This is a genomic window from Algoriphagus sp. (assembly GCF_030694375.1).
Classification (GTDB): Bacteria; Bacteroidota; Bacteroidia; order Cytophagales; family Cyclobacteriaceae; genus Algoriphagus.
The window spans coordinates 121,146-138,914 of record NZ_JAUXYL010000022.1 but is presented as its reverse complement, the minus strand read 5'-3'; the positions used below and the strand labels follow the sequence as shown (position 1 = coordinate 138,914).

Genomic DNA, 17,769 nt, shown 5'->3' with positions numbered 1-17,769 from the left:
TCCTAATGCCAACGGGATAAATCTCGATTCGCAACTATTCATTTTGCTATACGGCGCCTGCAGCTTATTCGAGTTCATCAGAATTGGAAATTATAGGTAATGGATGGCAGAAAGGTAAATAGGTAAGTCATCACCACTCCCGGTCGGGATGAAGTGATTTCACCGTCTGTATTTGGATTGAAATTGATGTCATTATTATAAATCTGCCTGAATTCATACGCAAAAGGATTTTTTCGACCATAAAGATTATAAATACTGAAGTTCCAACTGCCCCGCCACTTCCGCCCTTTATCGGCATTTTTCCAAGTAACTGAGGCATCCACCCGATGGTAATCCGGAAACCGATCTAAATTTCGAAATTCAGAATACAGCGGGACTGACTGATTATCTACTTGGTAGGACCCAACAGGATAAGATACCGCCTGACCGGTCGTGTACACAAAAACCAACCCTGCAGACCAACTTGGAGAGAACTCATGATTCAACACCAAAGTCACATCATTTGGCCGATCAAATCGTGGATTGTATGCTTTGTTTTGACTCACTCCTTCTATCCTTCTCCAAGTTCGGGACCAGGTGTAAGCCAGCCAACCGGTAGTTTTACCGATGTTTTTTCGAAGTAAAAACTCCGTTCCATAGGCCCATCCTTCTCCTGACAACAATTCTGTTTCCACTTTGTCGGTAAATAGAACCTGCGCACCATTTCTCAAATCGATGACATTTTCAAGATTTTTATAATATCCTTCGACCGATAGCTCCCAACGATTTTGGTTAATATTATGAAACAGGCCAAGGGAGATCTGATCACTTTTTACGGGTTCAATATACCTTCCTGACAAAATCCATCGGTCAATCGGCAATCCAGCTGAGCTGTTTGAAGCAATTTGAATGTATTGGAAGTTTCGGTTGTAGGCTGTTTTGACAGTGAAATAGTCAGTGATTCGGTAGCGAAAAGCAAGGCGAGGTTCAAGCCCCTGATAAAATTGCATGTTTTCAAATCTGCCAAAGTTTAGGGAATCAATTATTTTGGCCTCCGGCGCGGGTTTCCCGGCTTCATACAGGTAATCTACACCCTTGCCCACTTGATTGAAAAGGCCCCACCTCAATCCCCCCTCCACACTCAGCTTGGGAGAAAGCTCATAATTGGCACTGATAAACAAGTTATTCAAAAGCCCGTTTTTTGGGTTGGTGGCAATAGGCTCTATCGCACTTTCCGGTGCGGGATCAAGATCAACCGGTGAAAAATGATAGTACTGAGAATGAAGCCCCCAATTCACTTGCAGTCTTGAATGAGGCAAGGCGGTCCAAATGGCTTTTATTCCGGATTCAGATAATTGGTTGGTCCATTCAAATCCGTTTTCCAGATCATCAAATTCCACACTATAGCTATATCGGGAATGATAGGCTTGAAGATCAAAAAAGAACTTTTCTGAACTTACCCTATTCCAATTCAATGCGCTCACCCAATTGGTCCACCCTAAACCAAAAGCCTCATCCAAACCTAAAAAATCGCTGCCTTGGTAACTGGAAATGGAAATTTTGTCTTTTTCTCCCAAAATAAAGGACAACTTTCCACTCAAATCATGGAAATTAAGTTTGTTGTTTCTGATATTCTCATCGGATGCAAGCCGAAGAAAAAGGTCTGCGTAAGTACGTCTACCACTGAGAATGAAGCTCGAATTTTTACCAAAAAGCGGTCCATCTACCGTCAATCTGGAAGAGATACTCCCTATTCCCCCTTCGCCCCGGATTTGCTGATTATTTCCTTCCCGCAGAGTGACATCGATCAAAGAAGCAGCTCGTCCACCAAATGAAGCTGGCATATTTCCTTTATATAAATCGACACTTTTCAGTCCGTCGGGGTTAAAAACCGAAAATATTCCAAAAAAATGTGAGGGATTATAGACCGGAGCTCCGTCTAGTTGTACCAAGTTTTGATCAGCTGATCCCCCTCTGACAAAAAGCCCTGTAGTCCCTTCTCCTGCAGTTTGTACCCCGGGTAGAAGCTGAAGGCTTCGTAGCAAATCCACCTCACCAAACAGCGCCGGTATATTTTTTATCGTTTCAATCGGTACGGTGGCCTTTCCCATCTCCATGTTTTTCAGCTGCTCGTCCGGTTTACGCTCCTGAATGATGATCTCATCCAGGGACATTTCTTCGGGTTTTAGAAAAAAACGAATGAGCTTTTCCGCGTCTTTGGGATTGATTATCCGGACCGAACGTGCAAAACCGACATAAGAAATCACCAATTTACTTGGAAGGGAAACCAGTGTTAATTCAAACTTCCCTTCCAAATCCGTAATGACTCCTTCATTACTTTTCCCCTCCCAATACACGCTTGCACCGATGAGTGGCTCAGAAGTACCAACATCCAAAACTTGCCCCGAAATCATTCTTTGGTCCTGAGAATAAGTCTGATAGCAGATGCTTGTCAGAAAAAACAGGGTCAGAACTCTGAAAAGGGACATACGGCAGGGATTGAAACAGAATATGCTAGGCGAACGAACTGAGAAAATTAATGTTTGTTAATTCTGCCAAAAGTTTCATTGACTGGCAGCGTTAACCAAAAACCGGACTTTTAAAGTAAGGTTTATTTCCTAATTTCAGGCCATGATATGGGCATATCCTGACATCAGACTCACCCTAGTACTGGCAGGAGTCTTTGTACTTCTATACTTTATTTATCTATCTCGCTTTTGGTCCATCAATCGAAGGCTGAAAGTGGAGAAGCAGCGGCTATTTACCAAACTGACCATTCGCACCGCGTATTTCATCCTGTTTTTGATTGCATTTGCAGGTCCTTCGATAGGTAATTCTTTCAAAGAAGTAAAAGAAGAGGGCAAAGATATTTTCATCGCGGTGGATCTTTCACAGTCGATGAATGCCACTGATATCGGACCAAGCCGCCTTCAACGAATCAAATTCGAGTTGAAAAATCTGATCAAAAGTTTCCCCTCAGACCGGATCGGTTTGATTATTTTCAGTTCTGAAGCTTTTTTGCAATGTCCCTTGACATTTGATCAGGCGGTCATTCAGCTATACATTGATGGATTGAATACAGGCTTGGTGCCAAATGCAGGAACGGACTTGGTGGCACCTTTGAAGATGGCCCTTGACAGATTTCTGAAAGATGAAAGCCAGGAAGTAAAAGCCAAATCAATTATTTTGATTTCAGATGGGGAAAATTTCGGTGATGACCTTGATGGCGTAATTTCGGATCTTTCAGATAACAATATAAAAGTATTCTCACTTGGAATTGGAACTCAAAAAGGAAGTCAGATCCCAAGAGGAAATGGGTTTGTAATTGATCCAAAAACAGGGACTCCCGCTATTACCAAACTTGAATCCCAGTCTTTGCGCTTGGCAGCTTCAGAGACTTCCGGGGAATATTTTGAAATTTCGGATGAGTCTCAACAACTCGGAGATCTGATTTCGACAATTGACCGCCTTGAAGGCGGAGTAGCAAATACCCGAATGGTCGAAGCCAGCTCAAACAAGTATTTTTACTTTCTTCTGGGTGCTTTGGCACTTGCGCTATTAGACATGATACTACCCATCAAAACGATCAAACTCTGATGAGCTGGAGCAAATGGATTTTAACAGTCTTCTTGATCATCCCAAGTTCTTGGACTTATGTAACTCGGCTCAACACCGCAATCAAGGTAGCGGAACGAAGTTATGCCGAAGCCAAGTACGAAGAGTCAGTGGCAAATCACTTGATCTTGATCAATGACTTCGAGTACAAATCCGCTGAATTAAGTTTTGATTTGGGATTGAGTCATCAGTATGCTGAAAAAGTCGATGAAGCCCAAACCTGGTACGATCAGGCTACTCAGAGCCCCAAAAAGATGTTGGTTTCATTTGCTTTCAATCAAAGTGGGGCAATCGCAGGTAACAAAAAAGAATACCAAGCTGCGCTCAGCAAATTCCAGTCAGCCTTAATCAAAGATCCGACTAACGAGCAAGCCCGATACAACTACGAAATGCTTTCCAGATGGCTTAAGCGAGACGAAGAGCGTAAAAATCAAGATAAAAATAAACCTGAACCATCAGAATTTGCAAAGCGAAAGAAAGCAGAGGCAGATCGATTGGTGGAACAATTCCGCTTCAATGACGCTTTAAAGGTTATGCAGGAAGCATTGGCGCAGGACACAACTGTGGCTGCCTATCAGGATTTTATAACCACACTTCAGGAGGTAGTAGAAATCGATGAGAAGTAAATTAATCGTATTCGTAATAGTATTTATCCATTTTTCCACTGGGGAAATCTTGGCACAAACTGCCGGTGATTTCTTTAATCGGGCAGCGCGATCCTATGTCAAAACGGAAAAGGAAGCAGCTTTAAAAGAAGTGAATGATGGTTTAGGTAAATTTCCAGACGACGCCAAACTGAAAGCGCTGAAAGAAAAGCTTGAGAAAGAGCAGGAGAACGAAAAACAGGAAAACCCGCAAGATCAAAAGCAACAAAACGATCAAAACCAAAGTCAGAAAAGCGAGGGCGAAAAAGGAGATAATCAATCTGAAGAAAAAGACGGAGAGCAGTCTGAAGAGGATAAAGCCAAAGAAGGTCAAAAAGGCAAAGACCCTTCTCAGAAAAGTGATGAGCCCGGTGAAAACGCAAATGATCAAATGGATGCCAATCTTGCTGACAGACAAAAACGAATGGAAGAAATGCGTGAAAAGCTTAAAAGCATGAACCTATCTCCAGAACAAGCCGCCCAGATCCTCGAATCACTCAATGCTGCCGAACTTCGGTATATTCAGGATACTAAGAAAAAACCGACTCAAAGACCTAAAAGAGGACTGCCGGATTGGTAAAATAAAAGTCCGGTGTCCGAGACCGATGTTTGGTGTGAGGCTGAGCGGAGTCAAAGCCAGTTTGATTAGAATTAATGTAAGTAGTTAAAAGTAAGGAGTAGGTCAGGAATCTATTTTTTGTTTTAAAAAAATCGAACAAAATATTGAAATATTCTTGCTCCTAAGGTGACCACATAGGAAGTCGGTCATCCGAAATTGGTCAATACAAAATATCGAACATCGAATGCTGAATATTGAATAATGAAGTAATCCCGCTGGACAGTTGAACATATCAGTCATCTAACATCCAACAATATTTAAACCCAAATAAACATGAGCAAAGAAGTATACATCGTCTCAGCTGTCCGAACTCCCCTTGGGAGCTTTGGAGGGAAGTTGTCCTCCATGACTGCCATCGAGCTAGGAAGTATTGCAATCAAAGGTGCAATCGCAAAATCCGGTGTTTCATCAGAAGCAGTGAATGAAGTATTCATGGGAAATGTGATTTCTGCAAACCTCGGTCAAGCTCCAGCACGACAAGCCGCTATCGGTGCAGGTATTGGCTACAATGTCCCTTGCACCACCATCAATAAAGTGTGCGCCTCAGGAATGAAAGCTGTAATGCTTGCTGCCCAATCCATTATGCTTGGCATCAATGATGTAGTCGTGGCCGGTGGCATGGAAAGCATGTCCAATGTCCCCTACTACATTCCAAAGGCCCGTTTTGGTTACAAATACGGAAATGCAGAAATGGTCGACGGGCTGGTGAAAGACGGACTGTTTGAAGTTTATTACAAGTTCCCGATGGGAAACTGTGCTGAAAATACCGCCAAGGAAATGAACATTACGCGGGAGCAACAGGACGCCTACGCCATCCAGTCCTACAAGCGTTCGGCTGAGGCTTGGGAAAAGGGCATGTTTAAAGACGAAATCGTTCCTGTGGAAATGCTCGGGAGAAAAGGAGAAACAATCCTGATCGACGAAGATGAAGAATTCCGCAATGTGATGTTTGACAAAATCCCTTCTTTAAAACCGGTTTTTGACAAAAACGGAACCGTGACTGCCGCCAATGCATCCACCATGAATGATGGTGCATCAGCTTTGGTTTTGGTTAGCAAGGAAAAAGCCGAAGAATTGGGGTTGAAACCTTTGGCAAAAATCCGAGGGTTTGCGGATGCAGCCACTGATCCGCTTTGGTTTACAACAGCACCAGCCTTGGCAATTCCAAAAGCATTGAAACATGCAGGCGTTTCAGCTGGGGAGGTTTCCTACTATGAAATCAATGAAGCTTTTGCAGCTGTTGCGATTGCCAATCAGCGGGAATTAAACTTGGACAACGATAAGATCAATGTCTTTGGAGGGGCAGTCTCCCTTGGACATCCGCTTGGAGCTTCCGGTGCTAGAATCATCACCACACTCAACTCAGTCCTACACCAAAAAGGCGGAACAATCGGTGTGGCCGGCATTTGCAACGGTGGCGGCGGAGCTTCGGCGATTGTAATTGAGAAGATGTAATAATTCAATATCCCTGATTCAAAAAAGCCTTCATTTTCAGAGAAATGAAGGCTTTTTGAGTTTAAGCAGAGTTTCAAAGTTTTCTGTTTAGACACAGAAAACTGCGACTGGCTCTAGAGACTACCTACACATCACTTCATAATAGGAAATCCACTCGTAAACTCCATATCCAACTTTTCCTTTCCACCGATCACAAACATGGCTTCCACACCGGGAAGATTTTCTGCCAAAACTTTAGCTTTTTCAGGGCCCATTGCCATAAATGCCGTAGCTAGCGCATCTGCCTGCGTGGCTGAAGGGGCCAGTACTGACACGGAAACCATCGAATGACTGACCGGAAATCCGGTTTTCGGATCGAGAATATGTGGTCTCCTGTTTCCTGCTTCGTCAATGTAAAACTTGCGGTAATTCCCCGAACTGCTGATCGATCGATTGTCCAGTTCTACCTTGGTCAGCATCGAACTGGTCACGCCCATTTCGGCCTGGGCAGGATCTTCGATTCCGATGGTCCAGGTCGTACCTCTTGAATTTTGGCCTTTGGCTTTCATTTCGCCGCCGATTTCGACCATGTAATCCGAAATCTGATTTTTCTCTACCACTTCAACTAACTTATCGATGGCATAGCCTTCACCCAGACCTGTGATGTCCAGCATCACGCCAGTTTTGGCTGAAAAATAACCTGAGTCAGTCGCCAAAATCATCTTTTCGAAACCAATCACATTAATCAATGCGCTGACTTTGAGCGAATCCATTGCCTCCCGTTGTTCGAAAGAAAAGCCCCATGATTTCAACAAAGGATAAAGTGTCGGCTCAAAATATCCTTCCGACATCCGATGGTACTTTGCCGTAGAATCCAACATATCTCTGAATGTAAATGAGGGATTGCGCAATTCACCGCTTCGGTTAAAATCTGAAATCTCCGAGTCCTGAACGTAGGAATTTGAGGCTTTATTAATCAAAGCAAAAACCGAATCGAACTCAGGCTGAAGGTCCTTGCCTAGGTCTGCCAGCTGAATTCGGTAATAGGTTCCAAATATTTCTCCTTCATAGGTTTTGAAGGATTTTTCCTTTTCTCCGCAGGAGGTAATAAAAGCAAACGCAATCAGTAAATAGCTAAGTGAGAATCGCATAATCAAAGGGTTGGGTTGAAAGAGCATTCCCTCTCTCTGTTAGAATAGATATTTTGCTCAAAAATAGTCAAATTGAATTCCTTCACCGTTAATTTCCCCAGAAGTAATAAATCCTGAGATTGGATTCCGATCTTTAACCTTTCGAATCCTTATAATATGAAACGAATAGCAAGCAAAGCCCATTTTCTTCCTGCAATAATTCTTTTAATCTTAGGACCCTTTTCATTCAGCTTTGCTCAGGACACAATACGGACTTATTATGATGAAGAGTCGCTTCACATCAAAGAGATTCTGACCAAAATCAATGGAAAAGCAGAAGGTCAAGTCCGGCTTTTTGACCCAAACGGAAAGCTAATTCTCATCGGAAATCTCAAAAATGATCAGCGAAACGGTCCTTTTTATGACCTTGATTCTGATACAGGAGATACACTTCGGATTGTTAATTTTAAAAATAACCTCAGGGAAGGACAAGCGCTAAGCTACTTTCCCGGGGGCATTCTAAGCCAGGAATCCACCTTCGTCAATAATCAACTCGAGGGGATGGTCACCTCCTATTATGAAGACGGCAAAATCAGAGACCAAACAACCTTTAGAAACAATAAACCGAACGGACTGTCGGAATCATTTTTTCCCAATGGAAAAACTAAAACCAAAATCAATTTTCAAGCTGGTCAATTTGATGGACCCTATGAGGAATTTGATGAAAACGGGCAATTGGTATTCAGTACCAATTATGCACGCGGGGTGATCAATGGAAAGGAAGTCCAATACTTTCCCAACGGAAAGGTGAAAGCTAGCCGTGAGTTCCGCTTTGGCGAATTGACCGGTGCCTATGAATTAAACTATGCTGATGGCAAGCCCGAGCGAAGGGGTACCTATAAAAACGGTTCACCGGAAGGTGCCATGACGGAATTTTATCAGGACGGTACGATCAGAATGAAGGCTGTTTACCAGAAAGGAATTCCTGTTCAGCCCATCTTATATTTTCATCCCAATGGAGTGGTAAGACAAAGGACTACTTACAATAATCAGGGTTATAAAATTTTAGAAGAAAATTTCTATCCAAATGATAACGTTTTTTCTACTGTTCGATTCTTGAATGATCTTGAAGAAGGCGAAGTAAAGATTTATAGAGAAAATGGCAGTCTATTGGAAATCAGAAACTACACGAAAGGAAGACTCAATGGAATTCGGACACTTTTTGACGAATCAGGTCAGTTGGTCGAAACTGAACTTTGGGAAAAGGGAAATAAAATCAATAAATAAAACCCAAGATTAAGGCGGTGGAAAGCCATTTTTCTATTTTTGCCGAAACGATTTTCAAATGAGCAACGCCATCAAGGAAACCCATTTCAATTTCCCCGGTCAAATAGGTTTTTACAAAGGAAAAGTTCGGGATGTCTACATCTTCGATAAGGAATTGGTTGTAGTGGCATCTGACCGGATCTCTGCATTCGATGTAGTTCTTCCAAGACCAATTCCTTTCAAGGGTCAGGTTCTGAATCAGATTGCGGCAGGATTCCTAAAAGCCACTTCCGACATCGTGCCAAATTGGGTGACTGCCACTCCTGATCCAAGTGTCACGATTGGCAAGCGTTGCGAGCCTTTCAAAGTGGAAATGGTCATCAGAGGATATCTAGCCGGACATGCCGCCAGAGAATATAAAGCAGGAAAGCGAATACTTTGTGGCGTTGCGATGGCAGAGGGATTGCGCGAAAATGATCCATTTCCGGAACCCATCATCACCCCAACCACAAAAGCCTCGGAAGGACATGATGAGGATATTTCCAGAGAAGATATTCTGGCCAAAGGCATCGTTAGCGAGGCTGATTACCTAATTTTGGAAAAATACACCCGTGCACTGTTCCAACGCGGTCAGGAGATGGCCCAAGCCAAAGGACTGATCTTAGTGGACACTAAATATGAGTTTGGGAAATTTGGAGAAGATATCCTTTTAATTGACGAAATTCACACACCCGATTCCTCAAGATATTTCTATGCGGAAGGCTATGCTGAAAATCAGAAAAACGGAATTCCACAAAAGCAATTGTCTAAGGAATTTGTCCGACAGTGGCTGATCGCAAATGGATTTCAGGGAAAAGAGGGACAAAGCGTTCCGGAAATGTCGGACGAAATTGTAGAAAGCATCTCGGATCGTTATATTGAGCTTTTCGAACAGATCACCGGCGAAAAATTCGTAAAAGCAGACGTAAAAAACATCGAATCCAGAATAGAAAAAGCAATTATGGCTCATTTGGGGCAATAAATACAAAGTGTAAAACTTATAAAAACAAGCCTATCTGCCATAGGCAGGCATGTGGCAAGCTTTAAAAAGAATCTTCATAAGGATATGAGATTCCATGAGACCAATAAAAATCAAATTATAAACAGATGAAATATACTATCGATAAAAAAGAGCAGTACGTTGTACTTTCTCCATTGGAAGAAAAAATTGATTCGCTACTGGCTCCAAAATTAAAATCAGAATTGCTGACAATTCATGCTGAAGGTCATACCAATATTGTATTGGATATGAGTCAGGTGAAATATGTGGATTCCAGCGGTTTGAGTGCATTGCTCGTAGGAGACCGAGAGTTCGGTAGAAATGGTGGCATTTTCGTTATTTCAGGCGTTCAGGATCACGTAATGAAGCTTCTTAAAATCTCCATGCTGGACAAGAAACTTAACTTGGTCAATACATTAGAGGAAGCCGGAGAGGCCATTTTCATGCATGAAATTGAGGGAGGAGAAGACGAAGAAGAGGCTTGATCCCAGAATTTGAAGTCACCATTTTAGGTAACACTTCTTCCATCCCAGTACATGGAAGAAATCACACTGCCCAAGTCATACGATTTGGGCAGGAGTGTTTATTGCTGGATTGTGGCGAAGGCACACAGATTCAAATGCGGAAGTTCAAAGTAAAATCTTCCAAAATTTCACACATTTTCATCTCCCATTTACACGGAGATCATTACTTGGGTTTGATGGGTATTTTGTCCAGTTATAACCTATCCAAGAGAACCAAGGCACTTACCATCTTCGGGCCCAAAGGCTTGGACGAAATTATCACCACCCAATTTCGTTGGAGTAATACTAGACTTTCCTATCCGCTCCACTTTGTTGAAACCAATTCTGATGGGTTAAATCTTCTACTAGACCATCCCAGATTTACAGTTCACAGTTTCCCGTTGACACATCGTCTACCAACAACAGGTTTTTTGATTCGGGAAAAAGAAGGGCTTCGGAACCTCCTAAAAGAAAAGCTTCAGGAGAAAAAAATCCCTCTTGCAGCAATACAAAATCTCAGAACCGGAAAAGATTTTTTGGATGAAAAGGGGAATCTTTATTCGCTCAAAGATTACACCCATCCCCTTCCCCCCCTGCGAAGTTATGCCTTCTGTTCCGACACTTGTTTTGAACCAAAACTCGCCAACTACATCGACAGCCCAACTTTGCTTTACCATGAATCCACTTTCATGGAGCTTGATGCAGAACGTGCCAAGGTCACCTTTCACAGTACTGCAAAACAGGCAGCGGAGATCGCAAATCTACTAAAAGCAAAAACATTGCTTTTAGGTCATTTTTCCTCTCGCTATATTAATTTAGAAGAAATGCTAAATGAAGCAAAAACCGTATTTATCCAATCAGAGTTGAGTGAGGAAGGAATAACATACCCTATTTTGCCTTGAGTTATGAATTTATTGCAGCAAAGTCGAAAGACTAACCTATTTATCATCCTCGGATCGATTTTTCTCACCAATGCGATTTTGGCAGAAATTATCGGAGTAAAGATTTTTTCAGGTGAAAAAACCCTGGGTTTCGAGCCTGTAAACTGGACCTTTTTCGGGGAGCATGTGCTGGATTTTAATCTTACGGCAGGTGCTGTCATCTGGCCGGTTGTGTTTATCACTACGGATATCATCAATGAATATTTTGGAAAAAAAGGAGTTCGGAAAATCAGTTTTATCACAGCAGGATTAATTGCTTATGTTTTCGTGGTGATCAGCATTGTCACTGTTTTGGTACCGGCAGACTTTTGGTTAGATGTCAATTCTCAAACTCCAACAGGAGAGGGATTTGACATCAATTATGCGTTTAACACCATTTTCCGTCAGGGCTTGGGAATCATCATAGGCTCCTTAACTGCATTCCTGTTGGGGCAATTGATCGATGTATTTGTTTTTCAAAAGCTTCGGGCAGTGACGGGACCTAAGATGATTTGGCTTCGGGCAACAGGTTCGACTTTGGTGTCACAGTTTTTTGATTCCTTCGTAGTACTGGGGATTGCATTTTATGTTTTCGGCAATTGGAGCATCAGTCAGATCATAGCCGTGGGATTGATTAATTATTTTTACAAGTTTACGGTTGCCATTCTTTTGACCCCACTCCTGTATGTAGGACACGGATTGATAGATCGGTATTTGGGAAAGGAATTGGCGGAAAATATGGCTAAGGAGGCAAGTATGGATCGGTCGTTTTTATAAATTGGAAGATTGGAAGATTGCAAGCGTTCATCTTTCATTGAAATCATAAAAATCAGATTTTTAAAAGGATAAGTTTAAATTAGCCTTATGAAGACTCTCGCATTAAATATTTCATATGAGGATTTGCTTGAATCTCTAAAAAAGCTCTCCAGAAAAGACAAAAAAAAAATTCATTCTTTTTTAGAATCTGAACTTTCAAAGCATGAGGTAAATGAACCTACAGAAACTTATTTGCTTTCAGAGGAATCGCTATTAAAAGATTGGTTGTCCCAGGAGGAGGAACAAGCATGGAAAGATTTGTAAAAGGCGATATAGTTGCCGTTAACTTTCCGTTTTCTGACCTAAGCTCTTCCAAACGAAGACCTGCATTAGTCCTTGCTTACGTAGAAAATGGAGATTATTCACTAAGTCAAATTACATCAAAAACCACGAAGGACAGTTGGGCTTTAGAATTGCCGGAATCAGAAATAATTGAAGGTGAATTATTCAAATCAAGTAATATTCGGCCAAATAGACTTTTTACAGCAGACCAATCAATTATTCTTTATAAAGTTGGACAGATCACTTTATCGATGAGAAAAAAGGTTGTTGATGCAGTTATTGCTTTAATTTCTTAGAGATAATTTTATTTTAGGCAGAACAAAACCACCATACTGACTTCCGAAATCGATTGAAACCAAATTTATTTCGTTTTTAGTACTTCAATTATTAAGAATATTCTAAAAACTTTTGGAACAGGGTTGGAATTCCGGATTAATGATCCTACTTTTGCATCGTCAATTTTGACAAAGTCTATTTTTCGTGCCGTGATTCCTTACTGTCGCTTGTCTGGGATTTAGGATAACATGGCAAGAAAAAGTAAGGAAAACATTCATGGAAATCACAACACAATTCTCAGACCTGGGGATTTCGGTAGAAATCTTGCGGGCAGTGGAAGAAATGGGTTATACAACCCCTTCCCCAATTCAATTACAGGCTATTCCTTTCGTATTGGAAGGACGCGATCTTATCGGTCAGGCTCAAACCGGAACCGGTAAAACTGCTGCTTTTGCAATTCCAATCATCGACCTTGTCGATTCCGAATTGAACAAGCCACAGGCAATCATCCTTTGCCCTACTCGCGAACTCGCGGTTCAGGTAGAAGGAGAAATCCAAAAATTATCCAAGTATCATAGAGGCATCAATTCTGTTGCGATATACGGTGGAGAATCTATTGATAGACAAATCAGGGTCCTCAGAAAAGGAGTTCAGATCGTAGTAGGTACTCCTGGACGTGTGCAAGACCACATCAACAGAGGAACTCTAAAGCTTGACAGCATCGGAATCATCGTATTGGATGAGGCTGACGAAATGTTGGACATGGGCTTCAGAGATGACATCGAGGCGATCCTATCGGAAATGCCTGCGGAAAGACAAACCGTCTTCTTCTCGGCAACGATGGCTAAGCCAATCTTGGATTTGACAAGAAAATACCAAACTAATCCTGAAATCATCAAAGTCGCTAAAAACGAGCTGACTGTTTCTAAAATCGAGCAGGTTTACTATGAAGTAAAGCCTTCTTTGAAAATGGAATTGATGACTCGCTTGATGAACATCAACAATTACGCACTAAGCGTAGTGTTCTGTAACACCAAGCGAATGACGGATGAGGTGACTGAAAGCTTGGGTGCCAGAGGCATCTTGGCCGAAGCACTTCACGGTGACCTTTCACAGGCACAACGCGATAAAGTAATGGGTAAATTCCGTAAGGGACTTTGCTCAGTATTGGTAGCAACAGACGTGGCTGCCCGTGGTATTGACGTGGACAATGTAGAAGCAGTATTCAATTACGATCTTCCATTGGACGAGGAATATTACGTACACAGAATTGGCCGTACAGGTCGTGCCGGTAAGTCAGGTACCGCGATTACGTTTATCACAGGTCGAAGAGAAACAATGAAACTCAGAGATTTGGAGCGTTTCACAAAGGCTACCATCAATAAAATGACTCCTCCTTCTGTAACGGAGCTAGTTGAGCTGAAAAAAGCACAATTGGTGAAGGATGTATATAGAGTATTGGCAGTTGAGGAAGATAATCAGCTTTTCGAAGCGACTATCGGACAGATGCTAGCTGAAGGTTTGACCATCGAACAGATTGCATTGGGCTTGATCAAGATGAACATGGGTGAAACCGTGAAAGAATTGAAAGAGCAGGATTTCGGAATCGATACCTACGGTGGTGGAGATCGCAGAAGAGAAGGATCAAGAGACGGAGGTCGTGATGGCGGACGTGGTGGTGATCGTTTCGGACGTGGAGAAAGAAGCGGTTCTGATCGTTTTGGAAGAGGTGAAAGAGAAAGCGGGGGTCGCTTCGAAAGAGGTGGAGAGCGCAGAGAAAGATTCGGTGACCGTAGAGAAGGTGGAGCAAGAGAAAGCGCACCGAGAGACGGAGAAAGAAGATTTGCTCCAAGAGAAGAAAGAACACGTGATGCGAATATGACTCGTCTGTTTCTGAACTTAGGTAACAAAGACAGAATCCGTCCAAATGATATCGTAGGTGCTATCGCAGGTGAAACCGGCGTACCGGGCAAAAGCATCGGTGGCATCGACATCTTTGACAACTTCTCCTTTGTGGATGTTCCTCAGAAAGATGCGGAGCACGTGATCAAAGTGATGAAGAACAACACGATCAAAGGCAAGACCGTAAGCATGGAAATCTCAAAAGGATAAATTATTATTGGTTAATTTGGTTTAAAGGCACATTTCTTTAGGGAAATGTGCTTTTTTTGTGTCTCTCCCCCTCAGTTACAACATGCAGCTTTTTTTCCAAGACAAAATAGAATCACCACTCACCCATCTCGACGAGGAGGAATCAAGGCATTTAGTCAAAGTGCTTCGAAAAAAACAAGGCGACCAAATCAGACTGACCAATGGGAAAGGGATGGTTTTTGACTGCGAGATTTTGGAAGCAAATCCGAAAAAAACCAATCTCAAAGTCTTGAATTCTTCTGAAATTCCTGAAGATAAATTTCACATTCACTTGGCTATTGCCCCAACTAAAAGTCCTGACAGAATGGAATGGATGGTGGAAAAAATTACCGAAATCGGATTTCATGAACTGACACTTTTAGAAACCATGAATTCTGAGCGCGGCTTTTTAAAAACAGATCGGCTGAACAAAAAAATAATTTCAGCTTGCAAACAAAGTCTAAAATACCGGATCCCTGTATTGAATCAGACCAAAAAATTGACAGCGCTATTCAAGACCCAGGAGTTTGAGGGATTTCAGAAATTCATAGCTTATGTGGATCAGGACCATGAAAGTCATCTCTTTGATGTGGCTGTACCTGAAGGAAAATACCTGATTTTGATTGGCCCTGAGGGAGATTTTGACCCAAAAGAAATCAAAGAAGCAATTGAATCAGGCTTTCTGCCTGTTTCTTTGGGGAAAAGCCGACTTCGAACTGAAACCGCCGGTTTGGTATCTATCCAAATGTTACAGGTACTAAATCGCTAATTTTTGCGTTTTCGAAGTATTCGCATGAAGTATTCCTTGAAGTACCCGAGCAAATTTTTAAATTGAATTTGAATTCAACTCAAACAGGGTTCAAAACCTTAAGAGGTTACCATTAATTACAAACTGCTGTGCCGTACAAAGAGCGAGAAATAGAGAAAAAATACCATTCCATTGGGGAAGTTGCTGAAATGTTCAAAGTAGCCCCATCATTGATCCGCTATTGGGAAGGTGAGTTTGATATTATTCGTCCGAAAAAAGACAAAAAAGGAAATCGCCGCTATACGAAGGAAGATATCCAAAAAATCAAATACGTTTACCATTTGGTGAAAGAAAAAGGATATACCCTTCAAGGTGCCCAAGAAGTGATTGCATCAGGCAAAGATCAAGGTTTTGACAAAGTTGCAGCAGTTCAAAAACTTCAGGAAATCAAGGACTTTTTAATCAATCTGAGGAATGAACTTAAAATCAGAAACGAACCTTGAAAATCTCCGCTATCATTTAGCACTTTCTCTAGCCCCTAAGGTCGGCCCGGGAGTGTTCAAGGCCATTATAGCTTACAGCGGGTCCGCCAAAGCGTTTTTTCACCTGAACAAAGGGAAAGCATCCAAAATCCCCCGAGTCGGGGAAAAGCTTTTGGAGATCCGGCAGCAAGCCGAGTCACTCCTTCAAAAGGCAGATGAATTAATAAACCTGAGCAAAAAAAAAGGATTTAACATCCACAGCTCCTCAGAACAGGAATTTCCTTCCCGACTGAAAATGCAAGAAGATGGACCTGTAGTACTTTTTACACAGGGGAAAGGCGACTTGGAATTTGAGCGAAGTGTAGGAATCGTAGGTACACGAAGTGCCACTACCTATGGAAAGTCCATTACCCGGAAAATCGTCGAGGATCTCCTCCCCTATCAGCCAGTGATTATTTCCGGTTTAGCCTATGGCATCGATATCGAAGCGCATCGGGCAGCACTACAGGTTGGTCTCCCAACAATCGCTGTGATGGGTTCTCCGATTACTCAAATCTATCCGGCAATACATAAGAAAACAGCGGAGCAACTTCAGGAAACGGGAATCCTGATGAGTGAATATGCGCCCGGAAGCACGATGGTTCCCGGAAATTTCCCCGCAAGAAATCGGATAATCGCCAGCCTTTCTGATGCTTTAATTGTGGTAGAAGCGGCGGAAAAGGGTGGTGCTCTAATTACTGCTGAGATTGCCTATTCCTACAACAAAGATGTGTTTGCTGTTCCTGGAAACCTACAATCACCATTTTCCGAAGGGTGCAATCATCTCATCCGAAAAATGAAAGCATCGATCTATACAGGTCCAGGGGACATAGCTGAGGCTTTATTTTGGAGCAAACCAGGAGAGGAAAAGGTCAAAAAACCTGTATTGGATTTGGCAGGTAGAGATGAAGAGGATACGGCCATTTTGAGGCTGCTCTTGGAAAAAGGCGAATCGGAAATTGACCAAATCAGTTATCAGACGGAAATTCCGCTTGGAATGCTTTCATCCAGATTACTCTCTCTTGAATTTGAGGGAATTGTAAAATCCTTACCCGGGAAAAAATATAAATTATTGGTTTAAAAGTGTAGAACTTATCCTTCAAAAATATCTTCCAAATTTAGCTGAAATCCTTCAATGCAGGCAGATTCAACAATATCTCCTGAGACAAATAATTTAGAGGATCGATATTTTCCATCAACGAGTGAATAGATTAAAAGAGTTTGTTCATTTATCCGCAACTTTATATAGCCTAATCTTTCTTACTGGCAGGATTGCGGATAATCAAATTAATCTATCTCCCCTTCAGCCTTCGAATCACTTTCGGGTAATACCACAAATAAAACCCACTTAGACTCATCAAAATCAATCCCAAAGCTGTCAAGGTAGAATAAGTCAGTTTGGTTGCCTCGTCTCCTCCAAGGTAAAAATCAACAATACTTCCATCATGCACCTTTTCAATCCAGTCAGAATGCCGGGTCTCAATAGAAAGAACCTCTCCCGAGAGTCCATCCAATTGAACTTCGGTGAAATGGGTTTTGAAGGTCACTTTGGCCACACCCTTGTCGGGCCGGATATCGATTCGATCCACTTCGATGGACGCTCCGAGTTTTTCCATTTCCAGCTCCGCAATGTTTACCATTTCAGTCGGAGAAATCCATTCGCCCTGTTCAACTTTTGTTTTTAAGGTCGGAGGAAGCAGTTCGGCTTTCTTTTTCCATGCTAATAGGATCGAAGTAATCCCGATTATAAAAAAGAATAAAATCAAAGGAAGCCCCAGCCACTTGTGGAGACTACGGATCCAGCGAAGTGCTTTTACTTTAGGTTGAATGATTGGATCAGACATTAA

General features: G+C 42.1%; 17 protein-coding genes. 14 read left to right on the top strand and 3 right to left on the bottom strand.

All coding sequences use genetic code 11. From position 1 onward, the window contains the following. Positions 1-77: 77 nt before the first annotated feature. Positions 78-2,468, bottom strand: coding sequence for a TonB-dependent receptor (locus Q8M62_RS07655; RefSeq protein ID WP_304900977.1), 2,391 nt, complete (start codon positions 2,466-2,468; stop codon positions 78-80). Between the two features lie 142 nt (positions 2,469-2,610). Between Q8M62_RS07655 and Q8M62_RS07650 the strand changes: the two genes are divergently transcribed. The 4 genes from Q8M62_RS07650 to Q8M62_RS07635 all read left to right on the top strand — a co-directional run bounded on the left by Q8M62_RS07650 (position 2,611) and on the right by Q8M62_RS07635 (position 6,312). Next, complete coding sequence (locus tag Q8M62_RS07650) at positions 2,611-3,576, top strand: VWA domain-containing protein (protein WP_304900978.1); 966 nt, start codon at positions 2,611-2,613, stop codon at positions 3,574-3,576. After that, a complete protein-coding gene (locus tag Q8M62_RS07645; protein ID WP_304900979.1) occupies positions 3,576-4,220 on the top strand; it encodes a hypothetical protein in 645 nt (214 codons plus the stop codon). The genes Q8M62_RS07650 and Q8M62_RS07645 overlap by 1 nt, the downstream gene beginning before the upstream one ends. Further along, positions 4,210-4,818, top strand: a complete 609-nt coding sequence (locus tag Q8M62_RS07640; RefSeq protein ID WP_304900980.1) for a hypothetical protein — start codon at positions 4,210-4,212, stop codon at positions 4,816-4,818. The genes Q8M62_RS07645 and Q8M62_RS07640 overlap by 11 nt, the downstream gene beginning before the upstream one ends. Before the next feature lie 312 nt (positions 4,819-5,130). After that, positions 5,131-6,312, top strand: a complete 1,182-nt coding sequence (locus tag Q8M62_RS07635) for an acetyl-CoA C-acyltransferase (protein WP_304900981.1) — start codon at positions 5,131-5,133, stop codon at positions 6,310-6,312. Between the two features lie 131 nt (positions 6,313-6,443). On the opposite strand, the gene Q8M62_RS07630 is transcribed toward Q8M62_RS07635, so the two are convergent. Continuing rightward, positions 6,444-7,442: an FAD:protein FMN transferase gene (locus Q8M62_RS07630; RefSeq protein WP_304900982.1), complete on the bottom strand. Its 999-nt coding sequence runs from the start codon at positions 7,440-7,442 to the stop codon at positions 6,444-6,446. A gap of 156 nt (positions 7,443-7,598) precedes the next feature. Between Q8M62_RS07630 and Q8M62_RS07625 the strand changes: the two genes are divergently transcribed. The 10 genes from Q8M62_RS07625 to dprA all read left to right on the top strand — a co-directional run bounded on the left by Q8M62_RS07625 (position 7,599) and on the right by dprA (position 17,003). After that, positions 7,599-8,708, top strand: coding sequence for a toxin-antitoxin system YwqK family antitoxin (locus tag Q8M62_RS07625; RefSeq protein ID WP_304900983.1), 1,110 nt, complete (start codon positions 7,599-7,601; stop codon positions 8,706-8,708). Positions 8,709-8,766: 58 nt separating this feature from the next. Beyond that, positions 8,767-9,708, top strand: a complete 942-nt coding sequence (locus tag Q8M62_RS07620) for a phosphoribosylaminoimidazolesuccinocarboxamide synthase (RefSeq protein WP_304900984.1) — start codon at positions 8,767-8,769, stop codon at positions 9,706-9,708. A gap of 125 nt (positions 9,709-9,833) precedes the next feature. Next, positions 9,834-10,211, top strand: a complete 378-nt coding sequence (locus Q8M62_RS07615; RefSeq protein ID WP_092732533.1) for an STAS domain-containing protein — start codon at positions 9,834-9,836, stop codon at positions 10,209-10,211. Then, positions 10,208-11,131 carry a ribonuclease Z gene (locus tag Q8M62_RS07610; protein ID WP_304900985.1) on the top strand — a complete coding sequence of 308 codons (924 nt, stop codon included), beginning with the start codon at positions 10,208-10,210 and terminating at the stop codon, positions 11,129-11,131. Before Q8M62_RS07615 ends, Q8M62_RS07610 begins: the two co-directional genes overlap by 4 nt. A gap of 3 nt (positions 11,132-11,134) precedes the next feature. Further along, on the top strand, positions 11,135-11,926 hold the full coding sequence (locus Q8M62_RS07605; RefSeq protein WP_304900986.1) for a queuosine precursor transporter: 792 nt from the start codon (positions 11,135-11,137) through the stop codon (positions 11,924-11,926). A gap of 287 nt (positions 11,927-12,213) precedes the next feature. Continuing rightward, a complete protein-coding gene (locus tag Q8M62_RS07600) occupies positions 12,214-12,543 on the top strand; it encodes a type II toxin-antitoxin system PemK/MazF family toxin (protein ID WP_304900987.1) in 330 nt (109 codons plus the stop codon). Between the two features lie 256 nt (positions 12,544-12,799). Further along, the gene (locus tag Q8M62_RS07595; protein WP_304900988.1) at positions 12,800-14,635 is read left to right on the top strand and encodes a DEAD/DEAH box helicase; all 1,836 of its coding nucleotides are present in this window, start codon (positions 12,800-12,802) and stop codon (positions 14,633-14,635) included. A 58-nt stretch (positions 14,636-14,693) separates the two neighbouring features. Next, positions 14,694-15,422, top strand: a complete 729-nt coding sequence (locus Q8M62_RS07590; RefSeq protein WP_370690557.1) for a 16S rRNA (uracil(1498)-N(3))-methyltransferase — start codon at positions 14,694-14,696, stop codon at positions 15,420-15,422. Between the two features lie 128 nt (positions 15,423-15,550). Next, positions 15,551-15,904 carry a MerR family transcriptional regulator gene (locus Q8M62_RS07585; RefSeq protein ID WP_304900989.1) on the top strand — a complete coding sequence of 118 codons (354 nt, stop codon included), beginning with the start codon at positions 15,551-15,553 and terminating at the stop codon, positions 15,902-15,904. Beyond that, positions 15,876-17,003 carry a DNA-processing protein DprA gene (gene dprA / locus Q8M62_RS07580; RefSeq protein ID WP_304900990.1) on the top strand — a complete coding sequence of 376 codons (1,128 nt, stop codon included), beginning with the start codon at positions 15,876-15,878 and terminating at the stop codon, positions 17,001-17,003. The genes Q8M62_RS07585 and dprA overlap by 29 nt, the downstream gene beginning before the upstream one ends. 211 nt (positions 17,004-17,214) lie before the next feature. Here dprA and Q8M62_RS07575 read toward each other — a convergent pair whose 3' ends face one another. Then, the gene (locus Q8M62_RS07575; RefSeq protein WP_304900991.1) at positions 17,215-17,766 is read right to left on the bottom strand and encodes a PepSY-associated TM helix domain-containing protein; all 552 of its coding nucleotides are present in this window, start codon (positions 17,764-17,766) and stop codon (positions 17,215-17,217) included. Positions 17,767-17,769 lie beyond the last annotated feature (3 nt).

What these genes read in the sequence shown, in the direction of transcription:
- Q8M62_RS07655 (WP_304900977.1), bottom strand. Translation starts at nt 2,468, where the DNA reads ATGTCCCTTTTCAGAGTTCTGACCCTGTTTTTTCTGACAAGCATCTGC.
- Q8M62_RS07650 (WP_304900978.1), top strand. Translation starts at nt 2,611, where the DNA reads ATGATATGGGCATATCCTGACATCAGACTCACCCTAGTACTGGCAGGA.
- Q8M62_RS07645 (WP_304900979.1), top strand. Translation starts at nt 3,576, where the DNA reads ATGAGCTGGAGCAAATGGATTTTAACAGTCTTCTTGATCATCCCAAGT.
- Q8M62_RS07640 (WP_304900980.1), top strand. Translation starts at nt 4,210, where the DNA reads ATGAGAAGTAAATTAATCGTATTCGTAATAGTATTTATCCATTTTTCC.
- Q8M62_RS07635 (WP_304900981.1), top strand. Translation starts at nt 5,131, where the DNA reads ATGAGCAAAGAAGTATACATCGTCTCAGCTGTCCGAACTCCCCTTGGG.
- Q8M62_RS07630 (WP_304900982.1), bottom strand. Translation starts at nt 7,442, where the DNA reads ATGCGATTCTCACTTAGCTATTTACTGATTGCGTTTGCTTTTATTACC.
- Q8M62_RS07625 (WP_304900983.1), top strand. Translation starts at nt 7,599, where the DNA reads ATGAAACGAATAGCAAGCAAAGCCCATTTTCTTCCTGCAATAATTCTT.
- Q8M62_RS07620 (WP_304900984.1), top strand. Translation starts at nt 8,767, where the DNA reads ATGAGCAACGCCATCAAGGAAACCCATTTCAATTTCCCCGGTCAAATA.
- Q8M62_RS07615 (WP_092732533.1), top strand. Translation starts at nt 9,834, where the DNA reads ATGAAATATACTATCGATAAAAAAGAGCAGTACGTTGTACTTTCTCCA.
- Q8M62_RS07605 (WP_304900986.1), top strand. Translation starts at nt 11,135, where the DNA reads ATGAATTTATTGCAGCAAAGTCGAAAGACTAACCTATTTATCATCCTC.
- Q8M62_RS07600 (WP_304900987.1), top strand. Translation starts at nt 12,214, where the DNA reads ATGGAAAGATTTGTAAAAGGCGATATAGTTGCCGTTAACTTTCCGTTT.
- Q8M62_RS07595 (WP_304900988.1), top strand. Translation starts at nt 12,800, where the DNA reads ATGGAAATCACAACACAATTCTCAGACCTGGGGATTTCGGTAGAAATC.
- dprA (WP_304900990.1), top strand. Translation starts at nt 15,876, where the DNA reads ATGAACTTAAAATCAGAAACGAACCTTGAAAATCTCCGCTATCATTTA.
- Q8M62_RS07575 (WP_304900991.1), bottom strand. Translation starts at nt 17,766, where the DNA reads ATGTCTGATCCAATCATTCAACCTAAAGTAAAAGCACTTCGCTGGATC.